This is a genomic window from Saprospiraceae bacterium, from assembly GCA_016719615.1.
GTDB lineage: Bacteria > Bacteroidota > Bacteroidia > Chitinophagales > Saprospiraceae > Vicinibacter.
In genome coordinates this window covers 314655-331903 of sequence record JADJYQ010000006.1, presented here as the reverse complement: position 1 = coordinate 331903, position 17249 = coordinate 314655, and the positions used below count along the sequence as shown (strand labels likewise).

Here is a 17249-nt window from a genome sequence, read left to right as displayed (position 1 = left end):
ATTAAACATGAATTGGTTCTTCCAACCAGGATTTATAATAATCTTTTACTTCCAATTGCAGCGCCGCTTTGGTTATTTTAACCGGACTAAAAGGGTCGATCATCACTGCCAATTCTTTCGTTTCTTTTTTTCCAATGCTTCGCTCAATAGCACCCGGATGTGGCCCATGTGGTATGCCTGCCGGATGTAAAGTAAGTTGTCCTTTTTGGATATTATTCCGACTCATAAAATCCCCATCTACATAATACAAAATCTCATCAGAATCTATATTGCTGTGGTGATACGGTGCGGGTATTGCGTCCGGATGATAATCGTAGAGTCTGGGTACAAAGGAGCAGATGACAAAACCCGGCGCTTCAAATTGTTGATGTATGGGCGGTGGCATATGTATCCTTCCCGTGATGGGTTCGAAATTGAAAATTGAAAATCCATACGGATAATTGTAACCATCCCAGCCTACCACATCAAACGGATGATTGGCATAAACAAATGGATAAATAAGACCGCGTTTTTTGATGCGTAAATGAAATTCTCCTTCTTCATCAATGGTCCGAAGCCCTTGCGGCAATTTAAAATCCCTTTCACAAAAAGGAGGAATGCTCAAGATATTGCCCGAGATTATTTCTGTAACGCGACGGCGTTCTGATAGGCCCCTTCGATTCTACAATTAATAATCTATTTTGCTGTGTTTTAAATTCTATAGTATAAACAGTACCTCGTGGAATCACTAAATAATCGCCATATTCAAATTCAACTGTTCCATAAGTGCTGCTCAAAATGCCTGAACCCTGATGAACAAATATCATTTCATCTGCATCCGCATTTTTAAAAAAATAGGAATCCATAGACGCTGAAGGCGCGGCAAGACTAACTTCCAGATGCTCATTTATAAAAAGGCTGGTCCTGCTCTTTAAATAATCTGATTGGGGTTCTAAATGAAATCCCTGAAAACTCAAAGCCTGCAAATTATCTTCAATCGCTATTTCAGGTCTTATTGACCAGGCTTGCCCGATTTGCCGAACCCGGGTTGGCGGTCTTAAATGATAAACCAATGACGAAGTAGAGGAAAAGCCTTCCGTTCCAAACAACTCTTCATGGTACAAAGCACCCGTTTTCTGGCGAAACACCACGTGCCTTTTAAGTGGAATCGTACCCATTTTATGATACACAGACATACAACTACATTATCAGGCAAAACAAACAAGCATAAGTTTAGCTTTTAGTGACAAGCATCATTTCATGACTTGATATTCATCATGTCACGGTCAGGTAGATTCATATAAAGATCAAATTATCCTAATCTTATAGTTTTCCATCCTTTCAAAATTCTTTCATTTAAAACAAATGTGTATCTTTATCAAGCTTGTTTAGACTTCTGCTAAAACATTAGATCCTATAACTTTATGCAATTCTTCATTCCAAAAAACTATTTCTTTTATCTGTGTTTTTACACCGGTGTCTTTCTGGTCTTTCAAAATTATACCTTATCTGCTCAGGACACCGGGATCCGCAAGATTGATTCTGTCCTTCAGTTAGCGGCTACTACAGACAATCCAATACTTAAAATAGATTTACTCAATTCCGCTTCCTTCGCTCTTATTGGTATTCAAACCAAAAAAGGTCTTGAATTAGCAGAAGAGGCTTTGGCTCTCGCTGAAAAAATTAACGCAAATAAACAATCCGGTGATGCAGCCAATAGCATGGCAAGCCATTTAATGATGTTATCTGTTTTTGATAAGGCGATAAGTAATTACCTGAAAGCCATTGATTATTATCAAAAAGCAAATCACGAAAAAGGACTTGCCGATATATATGGAAACCTTGGTAATCTTTATTATTTCCTGGGAGAATATTCAACTGCTCTGGCCTATCAGTTTAAAGCTTTACCGGTTTTCGAAAAATTAAATTACAAAAGCGGACTCGCTAATACATTTTCCGGAATAGGAAATATTTATATGATTCAGAATTCACTGGATGAAGCCTTACGCTTTGATTCTATTGCTCTGCAATTATACCAGGAAACAAAAGACTCTTCCGGCATTGCTCTCGTCTATGGCAATTTAGGAAATATTTTTAATGATAAAGGGAATATAGAATTAGCAGTAAAGGTGTTTGAAAAAGCGATACAAATTTATGAATCGCTTGGTGTAAAAGACGGTTTAGCCAGGAATCTTTCAAACCTGTCTACATTAATAATTGGTAAAAAGGATTATTTAAAAGCTTATCAATTATTGAAAAAAGCACATCAGGTGTTTAAAGAAATTGAATACACAAACGGAATGATTTTAAGTATTGGTAATATTGGTATTTGCCATTATAAAAGTTACCTTCATTATGATCAACAGGATTCCATAATAAGCATCCTGCCCGGAAAAAAATCTGAACACCTTGAAAAAGCAATACAGTTATTTTCACAATCGATTTCTATTGCAGAAGAGATACAAGATCTAGAATCCATTAAATATTTTACAAACGTACTTACTGAATTGTACAATCGGACTGATCAAAAGGAAAAAGCATATCCCGTTTTTAAAAAATACGTTGCTGCTAAAGATTCTCTCAACAACATTGAAAGCAAAAAACAAATTCAAAAATTAATCACAGAAAGAGAAGTGGCACTTAAAGACAAACAAATTGAATTGGATAAATTAGCCGTTGAGAAAAAGCGAAATGAACGCCTTTACTTTTTAATCGGCTTGGCACTTATGGCTATCTCTTTATTATTCATTTATCGCAACTTCAAAAATCAGAAAAAATCAAATCTTGTTCTTGAAAAGTTAAATGCTCAAATTGGAGCTACCAATGCCGAACTTGCATCAAAAAATGACGATCTCACTTCTACGCTTGTAACTTTAAAGCAAACTCAGGAACAATTGATCTTTACCGAAAAACAAAAGGAAAACGCTTTTCTCAGAAGTAAAATCTCTCAAGACATTCACGATGACATTAGTTCTGGCCTCACAAAAATTTCCTGGCTTGCAGAAACCTTGAAAGCCAAGTCCGCAAATACTTCAGACTCCAGCCTCATCGACCGAATTAATAATTTTTCAAGAGAAGCAGTCATCAAATTGGGCGAAATCATCTGGTCAACCAACCCTGAACGCGATAACCTACCAAGCTTGCTAACCTATATGCGTTCTTTTTTAAATAAATTTTTCGAAGATTCGCAAATTACTTGCAATATCCAATTTCCGGATCCTATACCCGAGTTGCCAATCAACCCGGAATTAAGGCGAAATATTTTTCTCGTGTTTAAAGAAGCCTTGCATAATACTTTCAAATACAGTAAGGCCAGTAAACTTGATGTACATTTTAGTTGTGAAAATTATATTTTTCAATTGAGCCTTAAAGACAATGGGATTGGATTTGAAGAAGGCAGTCTTCAGGGTTCCGGCAACGGTTTGAGAAATATGGAAAGGCGCATGCAAGCCATTGGGGGTTCCGTTCAAATTACTTCAGTTCTCGGGAAGGGGACTCAAATTCTTTTTACAGGTAAGCTGTTTGCTTAATGGCTACAAGTTTAATCCTATCATTGTTATAATATTTGAACTTTCCAGAGATTCTTTCCTCCAAAATCTAAAATCCTAACTTTCCCCTTATTCCTGTAATACTAACTTCCTAATCCACTTTTACCCACTTTCATGTGATGGAGTCTTTTGTTGATGCCTCCTACTTTTGACTCATTAATCAACAAAAATTAAAAAAATGAATATCGTTTCCAATTATTTACAATCGACCGTTCAATCCAATCCGGCAATGGCAATCAAAGATTTGTTAAGTAAAGGTGGGCCAGACAAAATTGATTATCCGGTTTTAGACAAGATTCTACAAGATTTAGCGAATCAGGATTTGTCTGAAGAACAATTAAAGGGCTTGAGATCCTTTTTTGATGAAAAGTTCATGAACAACACCATGCAAGGTTTCGGGATCCGCAAACCCTATGGTTATTCAGGAGATTTTAAAATCATCGATATGATTTACACCGAGCACACCTCCGAACTTCCGGAATTTGTGAAATGGGATCAGTACTTTCATAAACAAGCAGCACCCATTGCTGTCAGAAACAGGAAGACTTATTTTAAGTCCTTGATAAAATCAAAACTTGAAAAATCTCAGATAAGTTTGTTGAATGTAGCAAGCGGTCCCGCTCGCGATCTCTGTGAAGTTTATTTAGCTTTATCCCGGCCAGAACAATTGCAAACTAGCTGTGTAGAACTCGATCCCAATGCCATCGCACATGCCAAACAGTTATGCTCGCCATTTTTAAGTCAAATTGAGTTCCATCAAAAAAACATACTTCGCTTTCAAACTGAAAAGAAGTTTGATCTGGTCTGGTCGGCCGGTCTATTTGATTATTTTGAAGATCGGATATTTGTTATGGCTCTTAAAAAGTTTCAAACCTTTTTAAAACCGGGCGGAGAAATCGTCATTGGCAACTTTAGTCTTGAAAATCCAAGCCGTCCCTATATGGAGCTTTTTGGCGACTGGTATCTGATCCATCGCAGTCCCGAAGAATTGACTTCATTAGCTATTTCTGCCGGATTTAATGCAAACCAAATTTCGATTCAAAAAGAAGCTTTGGGGGTGAATTTGTTTATGCATATTCAATGCTAAGTTATACCTCAGCGTTACATGATACCCGTTAAAGAAATCTACATTTATGTGATGTGAGGCAACTTAGGCTTTTGACCCTTTGATGTATCAAAATAAAAATCTATACTCAAAATAAATTTGATAAAACTTCTGTTTTGTACATCCAAATGATGTCTGGTCAAGAAGTATCCCTTGCCATTATAATTTAAATGCAGTTTGGGCAAAATCGGTTTCAATTTCTTTATTTATTCACTAAGAAAACATTTCAAAATGAAAAAATTAAGTAAAACACAATTGGCTTCCATCTTTATCGGCAGATCTATATTTCTATAGGATTCTTGATATATTGACGTTGATTATTTATTTTTACATTTAGCTTTATTTATGCAAAAAATTCGCGTTGCGATCGTTGAAGATGATGCCGACATCCGGGCATCTATGGTAGAACTGATTTCTATGGCTGATGATCTGGTCTGCAATAAAGAGTTTGAAAGGGCAGAAGACTTTGCCAAATCCTTTAAAGATATGATGGTTGATGTCGTGCTCATGGACATTTCTCTCCCCGGGATGTCGGGAATTCAATGTGTCAGAGAATGTAAGCCCAAAAGACCGGAAGTACAGTTTTTAATGTGTACTTCTCATAATGATGCTGAGCGAACTTTTGATTCCTTGTGTGCCGGAGCAACCGGTTATATCTTAAAGAATTCCAGTCCGGATCAGGTATTTCAAGCCCTTCGCGACATTCACCAAGGGGGCTCCCCAATGTCGGCTGAAATTGCAAGAATGGTCGTTAGCTCTTTTCCTAATAAAAAAACCGATCATCATTTACTCGACAGTTTTACAACCCGAGAACAAGAAGTCTTGCATGCACTGGCCAAAGGCCTCTCCTATAAAGAAATTGCAGACCAACTATTTATCAGTATCGAAACCGTGCGAACTTACCTTCGCAATATCTACGAAAAATTGCAAGTACATTCCAAAGTTGAAGCCTTAAATAAGATCTTTCCTAAATAGATGATTCCTGACAGATTCGTCTGCACGTTTGATCTGGGTAGGCTTGTAGAGGGAAGTCTGTTAGTCTGTTAGTCTGTTAGTCTGTTAGTCTGTTAGTCTGTTAGAAAACAATACACACTAACGAGTGTTAGTTCAATAAAATTCAACTGTTTTTATGAAATTTTGCTTGTTGTGGGTTTTTACTTTTAGTATTTTATGGATCAATGTTGCTGGAGTTATAAAATCATAATGAATTTTGATCTTCCAAAAACAAATTTGCTGAATTCCAATTAATCATGATAATATCATTATTTTCTTAAATTATGATCAGCATTAACATTTTAGTTTTATCCCCATTCATCAAATTCTGATTCCGTTAATGACGTAGTTTAAAATTCCAACATGGATGTCTTCTTGGTTGCAATTTTGATATTGGGGATGCGTTTTCAACTGGCAGTCGAATTAAGGCAAAAATTTTAAGGTTCGTATTGTTGTTTTGATTAATTCAAATCATTCAGAAAATTCTTTAATTCTGTAAATTCTGCTTCAGAAAATTAGGAGGGCGGAATTATTTAACAAAAGTCTATCCATTTTATTTATAGCTCCATAATTCTCCTGACATCATTATCCTCTTTTGATTAAATAATTACTATATATCGCAACTTTATACTCTATAAACTATACTCTTTACTCTATAATTATACCCACCTACTGATAAGCATTTTATTGAATCATTACTTCGTGTCGGGATTACCAGATCTATTATCGTCTTTCATTTGATATCCCATCTACACCCTAGCTTTACTTTTGTATTGACAATACGATTTATGAAAAAACAATTAAATTTATATCCAGAAATTAAACAAACTACACCTTGGTTCAATCGTAGCCGTAAGCCTTTTCTTGTAATAAATAAGTCTTATAAATATTATTACGCGCTTTTACATTTTTATCATGAATGCCTTGATTAATCAACATTTGGATTTCAAATTTACCGGAGGGCAGGTCAATCCATAAATGGGTCTCCTGTCTTTAACGCATTAAAAAGTAAAAATCCTGAACTAGAATTTCTTCGGGAATACATTTTTAATGGAAGACTAAAATGATTCTCATAAGCTGTGTCGTTCTCTACATACTCATATCGATGTTTTAACAGTTGTTCAACTATAATAGAAATAGCAACTTACAAATGTTATTCATATCATATTTAATCGCCGAAAACGTTATAATAAATTGATGCTCTCACTTTAATATATTTATTTTTAGTCCATCTTTATAAGAAGCAATCCTTCGTTTTTCTCAGGGTAAACCCTGAGAAAAATATTTAAAAAATCAGGGTTTACCCTGATAGTTGAAATAAGAATTGGTATTAGCTTTGCACTTGTATTTCCCCTCTATCCCTATTTTACGGCGCTAGGTTCGCATTTTTAACTTTATAATTTATAATACAATGATGTGTTTAAAAAACCGACTGTTGACTATTGCCCTATTTTGGGGATTATTAAGTCTAACTGCCCAAAACATTCCTACGATCCGGGTGATATCAGAGGATCAGGAATCTATTTCTCCAGTAGCTGCCCAAGTGCTGCATGCCAAGAAGCAAAATTTTACATTTGAAAAAATGCAGGCAGTGCACCCTTCTGCATTACCGTTCATTAGCTACAGAGGTCAGGATGCTTCGAAAATGAAACTTCTCGAGGTCGACCCAAACGTGCTCCGTACTTGTTTAAAAAACAAACCTGCCGCTATAAGTCTTGATATTCCAATGAGTGAACGAGAAGTAATGACGCTCGAACTCGTAAAAGTGGAATTATTTGCGGATGGTTTTCAAGTCTTTACTTCCGGAGAAAAGAATGCTTTTCCTTATGCTAAAGGAGTTTTTTACCGGGGGATTGTTCAAGGACACGAGTATAATTCCCTTGCTTCCATAAGTATTTTCGAAAATGAAATTATGGGAAGTTTCACTTTGGGTGAAGGAAATATTGTAATCCAACCCAGTTATGACGCACCAGGCCAAATGATCCTTTATAATGACCTAGACCTAAACACCAAAATTCCCTTTGATTGTCTCACCGACGAATTGCAACCTGTTGAACAAGAAGTAAAACAAAGAGGCGTGCAAGCGGCCGGTGATTGTATTCGCGTTTATATTGAATGTGATTTTGCATTACATAATAATAAAGGCGGGGTCACAGCAACCACAAACTGGATCACTTCCGTTTTTAACAATGTAAAAACCTTATATGCGAATGAATCAATAAATACTGCGATCTCAGAAGTATTTGTATGGACCTCAGAAGACGGCTATTCCAAAACCAACAGTGTTACCGCACTGAACCAATTTAAAACTTTAAGGACCACTTTTAATGGAGACCTGGCACATTTAGCTGCGCTGGGTGGAAACAATATCGGCGGCGTTGCCTGGCTGGATGTGCTGTGTTCGTCTTATAAGTACGCTTACAGCAATATTTCATCTACTTACCAGGATGTTCCTACCTATAGTTGGACTGTCGAAGTCATGACGCATGAAATGGGGCACAACATCGGCTCAAATCATACACAATGGTGTGGTTGGCCCGGTGGCGCAATTGACAACTGTTATACCACCGAAGGTGGCTGTGCAAAAGGACCCGCTCCACCAAATGGTGGAACTATCATGAGTTATTGCCATCTCACAAATTATGGTATCAACTTCAATAATGGCTTTGGTCCACTACCAGGTGATAAAATTCGAACCGAGGTTATTGCTGCAACCTGCCTTGGACAAAGCTGCGGCGGCGGTGGTGGTGGTTGCAATGTACCAACTGGCTTAAACATTACCAACATTACGCAAACTACTGCAACTGCAAATTGGAATGTCGTTTCAGGAGCAACGTCTTATAAATTTGAATACAAAACCAATGCAGGCGGTACATGGACTGTTGTAACGACTACTAACCCTACTTATAACATGTCGGGACTGGTTGCTTCAACACTTTACAATACGCGTGTAAAAGCCGTTTGTGCTTCCGGTGAAAGTGCTTATTCTGCTACCGTAAATTTTACAACCAGTGGCGGCGGATCCTGTAACACACCAACAAATCTGGCGGCTAGTAATATTACGGAATCGACAGCAACCATTTCATGGTCTGCCGTATCCGGTGCAACTTCTTACAATTTCCAATATAAATTAGCTACATCCGGAACTTGGCAGCAGGTCAATGTTACTACGACAGCTGTTAATCTAACCGGAATGACCGCAAATACCAATTATAATGTCCGCGTTCAAGCTGTTTGTCCAAGTGGAACTAGTGCGTTTACAAGCACACTGACATTTAAAACCCTTGCCGGTTATTGTGCATCAAAAGGAAACAATGCCAACTACGAATGGGTCTCCCGAGTTAAATTAGGCAGCATTGATCGGATATCTGGCACTGATGGCGGCTATTATAATGGAACTGCTTTGGTCACAGATGTCTCCAAGGGTTCAACTTATACTTTAAGTCATCAAAGCGGAACAACAGGGGGTTCCGGTACTTTATATCGCAGGGTCTGGATAGATTTTAACAATAATAAATCTTTTAATGACGCTGGAGAACAAGTGGTTTCTCAGGCCTCCTCCAGTACTGCATTACAAAGTGCAAATATTACGATCCCTGCAGGAGCTGCTACGGCACAAGTGAGGATGCGCGTTTCTATCAGATATGGTGGCTATCCTACTTCTTGCCAAACATTTTCATACGGAGAGGTTGAAGATTATAGTATCAATATTAAAGCTGCAGGAGGTCTCATAGATCCTAATAGTGGTATTGCCTTAGATATTGAATCCATCAATATAGCTCCAAATCCTTTTGATCAAAGTTTGCAAGTATCTTTCTATTCCCCTCTTGATCAAAATGTACAATTGTACATCGTTGATCCTCTTGGACGTGTGGTCAGCAAAGAGAATCTTTTGTCTTCAGAAGGAACTAACATTTATACCTTAAACACAGCTCATTTGAGTCCTGCCACGTATTACATTCGTTTGGTGGGAGCGAGCAAACAGCATACAAGAAAACTGATTAAACTGGAATAAGTTTTTTAGACAGGGATTTTACTATTTAGAATTTGAAAAAGGTCCGCTAAACGCCGGACCTTTTTCTTTTTTATGCAAATCATAAATCGCTCTTCTAGGTTTGACCTTCTATATATTTATCTTAAGAGCTAAGTTGAAATAGGGCTAGGATCAGTCTTCAGTTGATCGTCGTCAACGTTCTTACTTGAAGCCAATTGCTGCGCATGTTTCAACAAAACTAACGTGTGTTAGTTTCTGCGAAAAGTTACGACCTGTCTAATCCGTCCAGATATATTGCTTTTTGTTCATCAACAGCGCTTCTCCGGCCATTGTCTGATCGCCTGTTTCTACATCGTATACAGCGCACTCATATAAGACCCTGTTTTTTTCTTTGAAAATTTCTTTAACTGTAATAACGGCTTCATATTCCTGGTCAACAAACATGGGCTTTAGCCATTGCATGCTTTGTTTTAAATAAACATGTCCATCTGCCATCCAAAGTGCCCCAAAGATTTTGGTAAAAACAGATCCTCCCAAAAAACCGTGAATGATATTTCTACCAAACATGCTGTTTCTACCAGCCTCCGGATCGGTATGCAGGGGATTGCTGTCACCAGAAATTCTGGCATATAAATTGACATCATCCTGTGTGTAGCTGAATTTGTGTTTAAATTGATCTCCTGTTTTTAGCATATTAACGATTATTAATAAATCCTTTGCAGATTGCGGTTTTTTTTGTACTATGTTTGCGGCACAAAGTAAATCATTCTAACGCATAAAAAAAGAAAACCATGAGTGCAAAAAACAACAATCACACCAAATCTTATGTAGATTTAGTCGTAGAAACACAATCGAGTGTAATAGATCAATTCGTTGATGCAACGAAAAAACTTACCAAAGACGTTCCTTTCGTACACGAAACGCTAGACAAAGGAAATAAAATGTACAAAGATGCATTACATGCTCAAGCAGAAATGATTGAAAAAACAACATCACAGATGAATGAAACAACCGATCAAATGAAGCAATCCAATGAAACCGCTAAGAATTTTTTCCAGGAGTGGTTTGATAATCAGATGAACTGGGCAAAAAACACCTACCAGATGCAGCAACAGACCGCTACTAATGGTTTTTCAACCAACCCTGCTGACTGGGCCGGTTCGATGCAAAATTGGTCAAATCAAATGAACAGTTATTTGACCAACAACATGAATATGGCTGGTTTTAACCAAATGATGTCAAACAATCCTTTCATGAATAGCATGAAAATGCAAAACAACATGAATGATCAAATGACGCAGTGGAGCAGTCAAATCAAGAATTATTTTGATTTGATGAATAACACGCATGGCGAATGGTGGAAAAAAATGCCAAATATGACTGCAGCAGATTCTTTTAAAGGAATGAATAATATGGCTGAAAGTCTGAGCAAGTTTTATGAATTGTGGGCTCCTATGTTCAAAAGCATTGAAAACAATAGCTTCAATTTTGCTACTTATAAAGAGTTAATGAATCCGGAAAAATATAAAGCATTCGTCGATAAATTTTTCTCTTTCCTGCCGGATGAAACTAGAAAACAATTTGATGAAATGAACAAACAGTTTGTTCTTTCCATGAAACAGTTTTCTGAAGCTGGTTTAAACAATTTTCATCAAATGAAGAACCAGATGCACCAGAATCCATGGATGCAGACCAGCCCTTTTAATCAGATGGTTGACATGTATTCAAACTGGAAAAATGCAATGGTTGAAGCGACTTCTCCGATTTCCAGATTGTTTGAGGAAAACAGCAATGTGAAAAATGCCAAAACCTGGAACGAGATTTATGACAGAATGATCTTATTGAGTTTAAAAAATAGCGAGTTACAGTATCTGGTTTACCAAAACAGTATGAGTGTTATGGATTCCGTTGCAGAAAAACTATCTAAGCGCATCGAAAATGGAGAAAGCATCGACAGTATCGTGAAGCTTTTCCAGGAATGGATGATGTTAGGTGATGAAAAATTCACTACTCTTTTCCAGGGCGACGACTATAGCAAATTGATGACTGAAGTAAGCAGTTTGCAACTTAAAATCAAACAAGATCTTGATACCCAAATGGAAAAAATGTTTTTCTCAAATTTGCCGGTAGCTACTCGTACAGAAATGGATGAGGTTTATAAAAACTTGTACGATCTTAAGAAAATGTACAGAAATTTGGAGCAGATGCTTACCAAAGAAAAAGAAGAGTTAAAGCCAGAAGCTAAAACCACAAAAAAGAAGTAATTTCAAGAAATTAAATAAAAGCCTGAGCCAACCGCTCAGGCTTTTTTATTTTTGCCCTTCAATTTAAAAATCATGATTAATACCGCTTCCATTTTCAACGAGTTTGTACAAATAAACGATAAACTTCAAAAAGGATATAAAACCTTACAAGATATCGAAGAAGTCGATATTGCTACAACTCCTAAAGAATTAGTTTGGGAATGCGATAAGGTAAAGCTCTACCATTACATCAGAGAAACGCCCCCAAAATGCGATATTCCGGTTTTGGTTTCCTTTGCCATAATGAACCGGCACGATGTTTTGGATTTACAACCCGACCGCAGTCTCATGAAAAAATTACTCGAGGAAGGTCTCGATATTTATATCATGGATTGGGGCTATCCTACTAGGGCTGATCGGTATATAACCATGGAGGACTATATCCTCGGTTATATGAATGATGCAGTCAACTTTATCAGACATCAGCATAAAGTTGATAAAATTCACAAAATGGGAATTTGCCAGGGTGGACTATTTAGCATGATCTATGCCTCCATTCATCCGGAAAAACTACAAACGCTTACGACTTTCGTTGCCCCATATGATTTTACGGATTCCCATTGCAACATCCTTTATAATTGGGCCAAAAACCTCGATGTGGACACTATGGTCGACACGGTAGGCGTTGTGAGCGCCGATATGCTGAACAATGCCTTCAGTATGCTCAAACCCAGTTTAGACGTATCCAAATATTTTGGAGTAATGGATATGATGGAGGACAAAGACAAACTTATGAATTTCCTTCGCATGGAGCGTTGGAAAAACGATTGCCCTGATTTATCCGGAGAAATGTACAGAAAATACATAAAAGATCTCTTTCGCGACAATAAACTGATCCAGGGTACATTTGAATTAAATGGAAAAAGAGTCGATTTGAAAAATATGACCGTTCCTTTTTTAAACGTTTACGCTACAGAAGACAATATCATTCCAAACAAATCTACTATCGCTGTTATGGATCATATTGGAAGCAAAGACAAACAACTCTATGCTTTTCCGGGTGGCCATATTGGGGTATTTGTTGGGGCAAAATCTCAAAAAGAGCTTGCGCCTTCTATTGCCAAATGGGTGTCTGCCAGATCTTAAACTAGTTTCCAATAATTTGTAAATGTTCCACGTGGAACAGTCGGCTTGAGGTACAGGTTCAATACACTCCTCAATCATATAATTGCATAGCTGCCATTAAAGAGCGATTACCAAGCATTAAAGCTTCAAAACAGCAATATCTCGACGTTTGAATTTAATGAAATTATGGATCAGCATTAATTCCTCGCAGGGTGCTGCGTTTTATTTTAAATTCCTAAGGCACTCCATGAAGACCATTCTCAATTCCGGATTTCTAACTACTTGTATAATGATATCTAAAAATTCAATGCTTTCAAAAGATCTGTATGTTCCACGTGGAACAATTCTTCGTAACTTTATTAATTGGCAATAGTCTCTTAAAAAAAAGGATTGGTCAAAATTTCTTGACCAACTGTCGTGGCGCCTCCGTGGCCAGGGTAAACAACTACATTTTTATCCAAACTGAAAATCCTTGCTTTAATATTTCGAATTAAGCTATCATGATCTCCTCCCGGTAAATCTGTTCGTCCAATACTGCCTTCAAAAAGCACATCACCCCCTATGAGGAATTTTTGCTCCTTATTATAAAAACATATACTCCCAGGACTATGTCCCGGGCACAAAATGCAAGTCAAGCTTGAGTCCCCCAGGAGTAAAGTCTGTCCATCCACCAAAAACAAACCCGGAGGCGGCCCAGCAATATATTCAATGCCATACATCGCGCCAACGTAACTCCCGGAGTTATAAATTTCTAATTCTTTAAGGTGCATCTCCGGCGACAGCCCAAACTTATGATATACAAACGCACAGCCAAGGATATGATCAATATGCCCATGGGTCAGTAGCAATTTAACCGGCCTCAGCTCGTATTCTCTGATAAAAGAAGAAAGCTTCTCTTGCTCTTCTTGATTGGAACACCCGGGATCAACAATCCAACATACGCCGGCATCGTTATAAATTAAATAGGTGTTTTCGTAAAAAGGGTTAAAACAGAATGCCTTAATGTGGATGGCAGTCATTATTTTGCGTTGATTATGTCTTTAAAAGTTAATTGTCCTTATTCTTTGGTTTTGATCTTCACATTATCCTTTTGTCTGGTATCCTACGGGCAAAATGCTAAAGAAGTGTTTGGCAAAAATAAAGTGCAATTCTCCGATGACCAATACGATTGGTGGCAACATGAAACAAATAACTTCATTATATACTATTATGGCAAGTCAAGGCCGGCAGCGCGTTTTTGTTCCGAAATCGCAGAATCAGAAAACGCACAGATTCAAAAGTTATTTGAATTTCACCTCAAAGATAAAATTGAGCTCTTCGTTTACGCAGATGCAACTGATCATTCCCAATCCAATATCAATCTGGACGGAATCTGGCTCGAAAAAAATTGGCAAGAATCTCCTAAACTCAAAGACCAAAAAATCCTACTCTACTTTGATGGTAATCATGCCAACTTGCGACAATTACTTAGGGCAGGGATCATAAAACTTTATTTTGCCTCGCTTTTTGATGGTACCGCACTACAAGATGCCGTTCAAAAAGTGATTTCTTTAAAATTACCAGAATGGTTTGAATCCGGACTTATTGCATTTTTAACTTCGGGTTGGAATAAACAAACAGAGCAATTGTTTCTTGAAGTTTGGAAAGGAAAAAACTTTGACAAATTTTCAAAACGCGAAGCCAAAATAGCTGGACTTTCGTTCTGGAGTTTTTTGGTGAATACCTATGGCCAACAATCGGTTTCAAACTGGCTTTATTTAACTAGAATCCAAAAAGATTTTGAAGAGGCCGCAAGAATAGTATTTTCAGAAGATTTTGAGAACCTACAACGACTTTGGTATCAATATTACTACGAACTAAAAAGAACAAGCTCGTTGGTCGGATCAACTGATGAAAATTATACGAAACTAAAATTAAAACCAGATGAAAAAATATTAAAAGTTATTCCCGATAACTTCAAATCCAATTCAGTGATCATAAGTACGCAGCAATTTGGTAAGTCTCGTATCCGTCAATTGGATCTGTCTAATTATAAACTAAATACCCTGTTCTGCAAAGGAAGCAAATCCAAATTATATCAGCCTGATTTAAATTACCCAATTTATTGCGATCGAATAATAGATCAAAGCAGAATTGTTCTTTACGAAAAACGAAATCGCGTTTATCTTAAATTTATTAGCGGAAGCAACAAAAACCAGGTTCATAAATTACCTGAAGATATACAGCGGGTTTATTCAGCAGCAGTTTATGATAAAGATTATATTGCTCTATCTGCTAACGTTGGTGGCTATTCAGATATCCTGCTATACTCCTTAAAATCTAGACAATATATCAATTTGACCAATGATCACTGGGATGACCTTGATGTTAATGTGCTTGGCGAAAAAAGTAACTTAAGAATTCTATTCCGTTCTAATAAGCCACTCCAAAAATTAGAAAAAGTAGATTCTTCCACTGCCCACTTACCACTATATCCCTTTGGCTTATTCGAACTAACACTGAATGAAAAAAAATCGATACAGTCTCAAAAAAATATTTACAGTCATAAACGATTTTCAGTCTTAAAATGGATTGATCTTAAAAACGAAATCGTTGCTGAAATCAACGATCAATCCGAACAGCATTGGATTCATATTACAAAAGACACTTCCACAGAATGCCTCCTGGAAAAACATCCAGAATTAATAATACATCATCCGGAAAAGCAAAAGCTACTTTCAATATATCCTGGATCTAAAAATTATTTATTAAACGAATATCAACTAACAACTGTTAGTTATTTTTCTAAAACAGAGCTCGATTCTACTGAGCCGCCATCTTTCAAAACAGAAGAAATATCAAACGATCAAACGATCGCGACAGATAGTTTGTATTTTCAAGCGCCCTTTGGAAATCCCTCTAATCTAAAGGAGATCTTAAATGAATTTAAACAAAAGGAATTAAAGTCTTCTACTTTCCTTAAAAATTCTACAGCATTATCTCACAACTTCGGTTGGCCTCTTGCACAAGCATTCAACAGCAATCAATCTATAGCTTATCGCAACCGGTTCTACATAGAGGAACTTTCGACAACATTAAATAATGATCTCTTGTTTTCAGGCCTCAACACTTTCTCTGGAACATCACAAGACTTTGAACCTCCTGAAATTGGCATTCTTTTTAAAACCAGAATTCTCGAAATCCTGGAAAATTATTCATTAGAAGCCGGTATTAGAATACCTACCTCTTTTAATGGTCTCGAAAGCTATTTATTATTAGAAAACAGACTCGCCAGATTTGATCATACTTATGCAGTATATTTCAAAACTCAAACAGAAACCACTTCTAATACCAGATTTGCAAGCATTAAACAACAAACAAATACTTTTATCTTAAATCATCAACTTAAATTTCCCCTTGATCACTATACTAGCCTGCGCGCGATTAGTACGCTTAGAAATGATCATGTTGCATACTTGTCTACCAATAGCGGGACACTGTTGGATTCTTCAGAAAATACACAACAAAGAATTGGAACTCGGCTTGAATGGGTTTTTGATAATGCCCTCGATTTGTCTCTTAATCTAAAATCAGGTTGGCAAGTTAAATTCTATTTTGAAGCTTCTAAAAGATTTCAACTTAATTTTCAAGATCGAACCAAGTTTTTGCCCGGAGCACTATTTCTAATAGGATTTGAAGGAAGATTACATATTCCGGTTTTCAAAAAATCAAGTTTCTCGCAACGCGTGTTTACCAACATTTCGCTCGGCCAGCAAAGAATATTATATCATGTTGGCGCAACAGAAAACTGGCTGGTTCCAAAATATGAAACACAAAATCCCTTAATTACTTCCGGCGAATACGTTTATTCAGCGCTAGCAACTGAAGTACGCGGACATGGATACGGTGCCCGCAAAGCCGCCTCTGTTTTTGGATATACAGCAGAATTGCGCATTCCCATTTTTCAATATCTTTTAAATCAAAACTATAAAAACAGTTTGTTGAGAAACTTTCAAATGATCTGCTTCTATGATGCTGCTGTAGTTTGGGATGGTTTCTTCCCGGATATCGATAAAACTAGTACTGTAGATTATGCTGCGCAGAACCCAGTTGTTAAAATAAATCTTCAATACAGTAGAGAGCCCTGGATTGCCGGTTCCGGTTTTGGTTTCAGAACATCCTTATTTGGATATTACCTTAGGATTGATCATGCCTGGCAAGTAAACCGATATAAATTTTCACAACCAAAATGGCTATTTTCACTAGGCCTGGATTTTTAAATT

The 17249-nt window shown here is 37.1% G+C and carries 9 protein-coding genes and 1 pseudogene; 7 read left to right on the top strand and 3 right to left on the bottom strand.

The window, feature by feature from the left end; translation table 11 throughout:
* Position 1: 1 nt before the first annotated feature.
* A pseudogene (locus IPM92_14020) lies at positions 2-1175 on the bottom strand (homogentisate 1,2-dioxygenase).
* A gap of 228 nt (positions 1176-1403) precedes the next feature.
* On the opposite strand from IPM92_14020, the gene IPM92_14015 reads away from it, so the two are divergent.
* The 4 genes from IPM92_14015 to IPM92_14000 all read left to right on the top strand — a co-directional run bounded on the left by IPM92_14015 (position 1404) and on the right by IPM92_14000 (position 9640).
* A complete protein-coding gene (locus tag IPM92_14015; GenBank protein ID MBK9109448.1) occupies positions 1404-3509 on the top strand; it encodes a tetratricopeptide repeat protein in 2106 nt (701 codons plus the stop codon).
* Positions 3510-3705: 196 nt separating this feature from the next.
* Positions 3706-4614: a class I SAM-dependent methyltransferase gene (locus tag IPM92_14010; GenBank protein ID MBK9109447.1), complete on the top strand. Its 909-nt coding sequence runs from the start codon at positions 3706-3708 to the stop codon at positions 4612-4614.
* A gap of 363 nt (positions 4615-4977) precedes the next feature.
* A complete protein-coding gene (locus tag IPM92_14005; protein ID MBK9109446.1) occupies positions 4978-5607 on the top strand; it encodes a response regulator transcription factor in 630 nt (209 codons plus the stop codon).
* Positions 5608-7060: 1453 nt separating this feature from the next.
* Entirely contained in the window at positions 7061-9640 is a 2580-nt protein-coding gene (locus IPM92_14000; GenBank protein MBK9109445.1) for a fibronectin type III domain-containing protein, read from the top strand.
* A gap of 255 nt (positions 9641-9895) precedes the next feature.
* Here the strand turns inward: IPM92_14000 and IPM92_13995 are convergent, their stop codons facing one another.
* The gene (locus IPM92_13995; GenBank protein MBK9109444.1) at positions 9896-10312 is read right to left on the bottom strand and encodes a MaoC family dehydratase; all 417 of its coding nucleotides are present in this window, start codon (positions 10310-10312) and stop codon (positions 9896-9898) included.
* Between the two features lie 98 nt (positions 10313-10410).
* Between IPM92_13995 and IPM92_13990 the strand changes: the two genes are divergently transcribed.
* Together IPM92_13990 and phaC are read left to right on the top strand one after the other, a co-directional pair.
* Positions 10411-11883: a hypothetical protein gene (locus tag IPM92_13990; GenBank protein MBK9109443.1), complete on the top strand. Its 1473-nt coding sequence runs from the start codon at positions 10411-10413 to the stop codon at positions 11881-11883.
* 72 nt (positions 11884-11955) lie between these two features.
* Entirely contained in the window at positions 11956-13008 is a 1053-nt protein-coding gene (phaC, locus tag IPM92_13985; GenBank protein ID MBK9109442.1) for a class III poly(R)-hydroxyalkanoic acid synthase subunit PhaC, read from the top strand.
* Positions 13009-13364: 356 nt separating this feature from the next.
* On the opposite strand, the gene IPM92_13980 is transcribed toward phaC, so the two are convergent.
* Positions 13365-14006, bottom strand: a complete 642-nt coding sequence (locus IPM92_13980) for an MBL fold metallo-hydrolase (protein MBK9109441.1) — start codon at positions 14004-14006, stop codon at positions 13365-13367.
* Between the two features lie 15 nt (positions 14007-14021).
* Here IPM92_13980 and IPM92_13975 point away from each other — a divergent pair, with 15 nt between their 5' ends.
* A complete protein-coding gene (locus IPM92_13975) occupies positions 14022-17246 on the top strand; it encodes a hypothetical protein (GenBank protein MBK9109440.1) in 3225 nt (1074 codons plus the stop codon).
* Positions 17247-17249 lie beyond the last annotated feature (3 nt).

Coding starts and splice junctions, on each gene's coding strand:
- IPM92_14015 (MBK9109448.1), top strand. CDS start 1,404: ATGCAATTCTTCATTCCAAAAAACTATTTCTTTTATCTGTGTTTTTAC.
- IPM92_14010 (MBK9109447.1), top strand. CDS start 3,706: ATGAATATCGTTTCCAATTATTTACAATCGACCGTTCAATCCAATCCG.
- IPM92_14005 (MBK9109446.1), top strand. CDS start 4,978: ATGCAAAAAATTCGCGTTGCGATCGTTGAAGATGATGCCGACATCCGG.
- IPM92_13995 (MBK9109444.1), bottom strand. CDS start 10,312: ATGCTAAAAACAGGAGATCAATTTAAACACAAATTCAGCTACACACAG.
- IPM92_13990 (MBK9109443.1), top strand. CDS start 10,411: ATGAGTGCAAAAAACAACAATCACACCAAATCTTATGTAGATTTAGTC.
- phaC (MBK9109442.1), top strand. CDS start 11,956: ATGATTAATACCGCTTCCATTTTCAACGAGTTTGTACAAATAAACGAT.
- IPM92_13980 (MBK9109441.1), bottom strand. CDS start 14,006: ATGACTGCCATCCACATTAAGGCATTCTGTTTTAACCCTTTTTACGAA.
- IPM92_13975 (MBK9109440.1), top strand. CDS start 14,022: ATGTCTTTAAAAGTTAATTGTCCTTATTCTTTGGTTTTGATCTTCACA.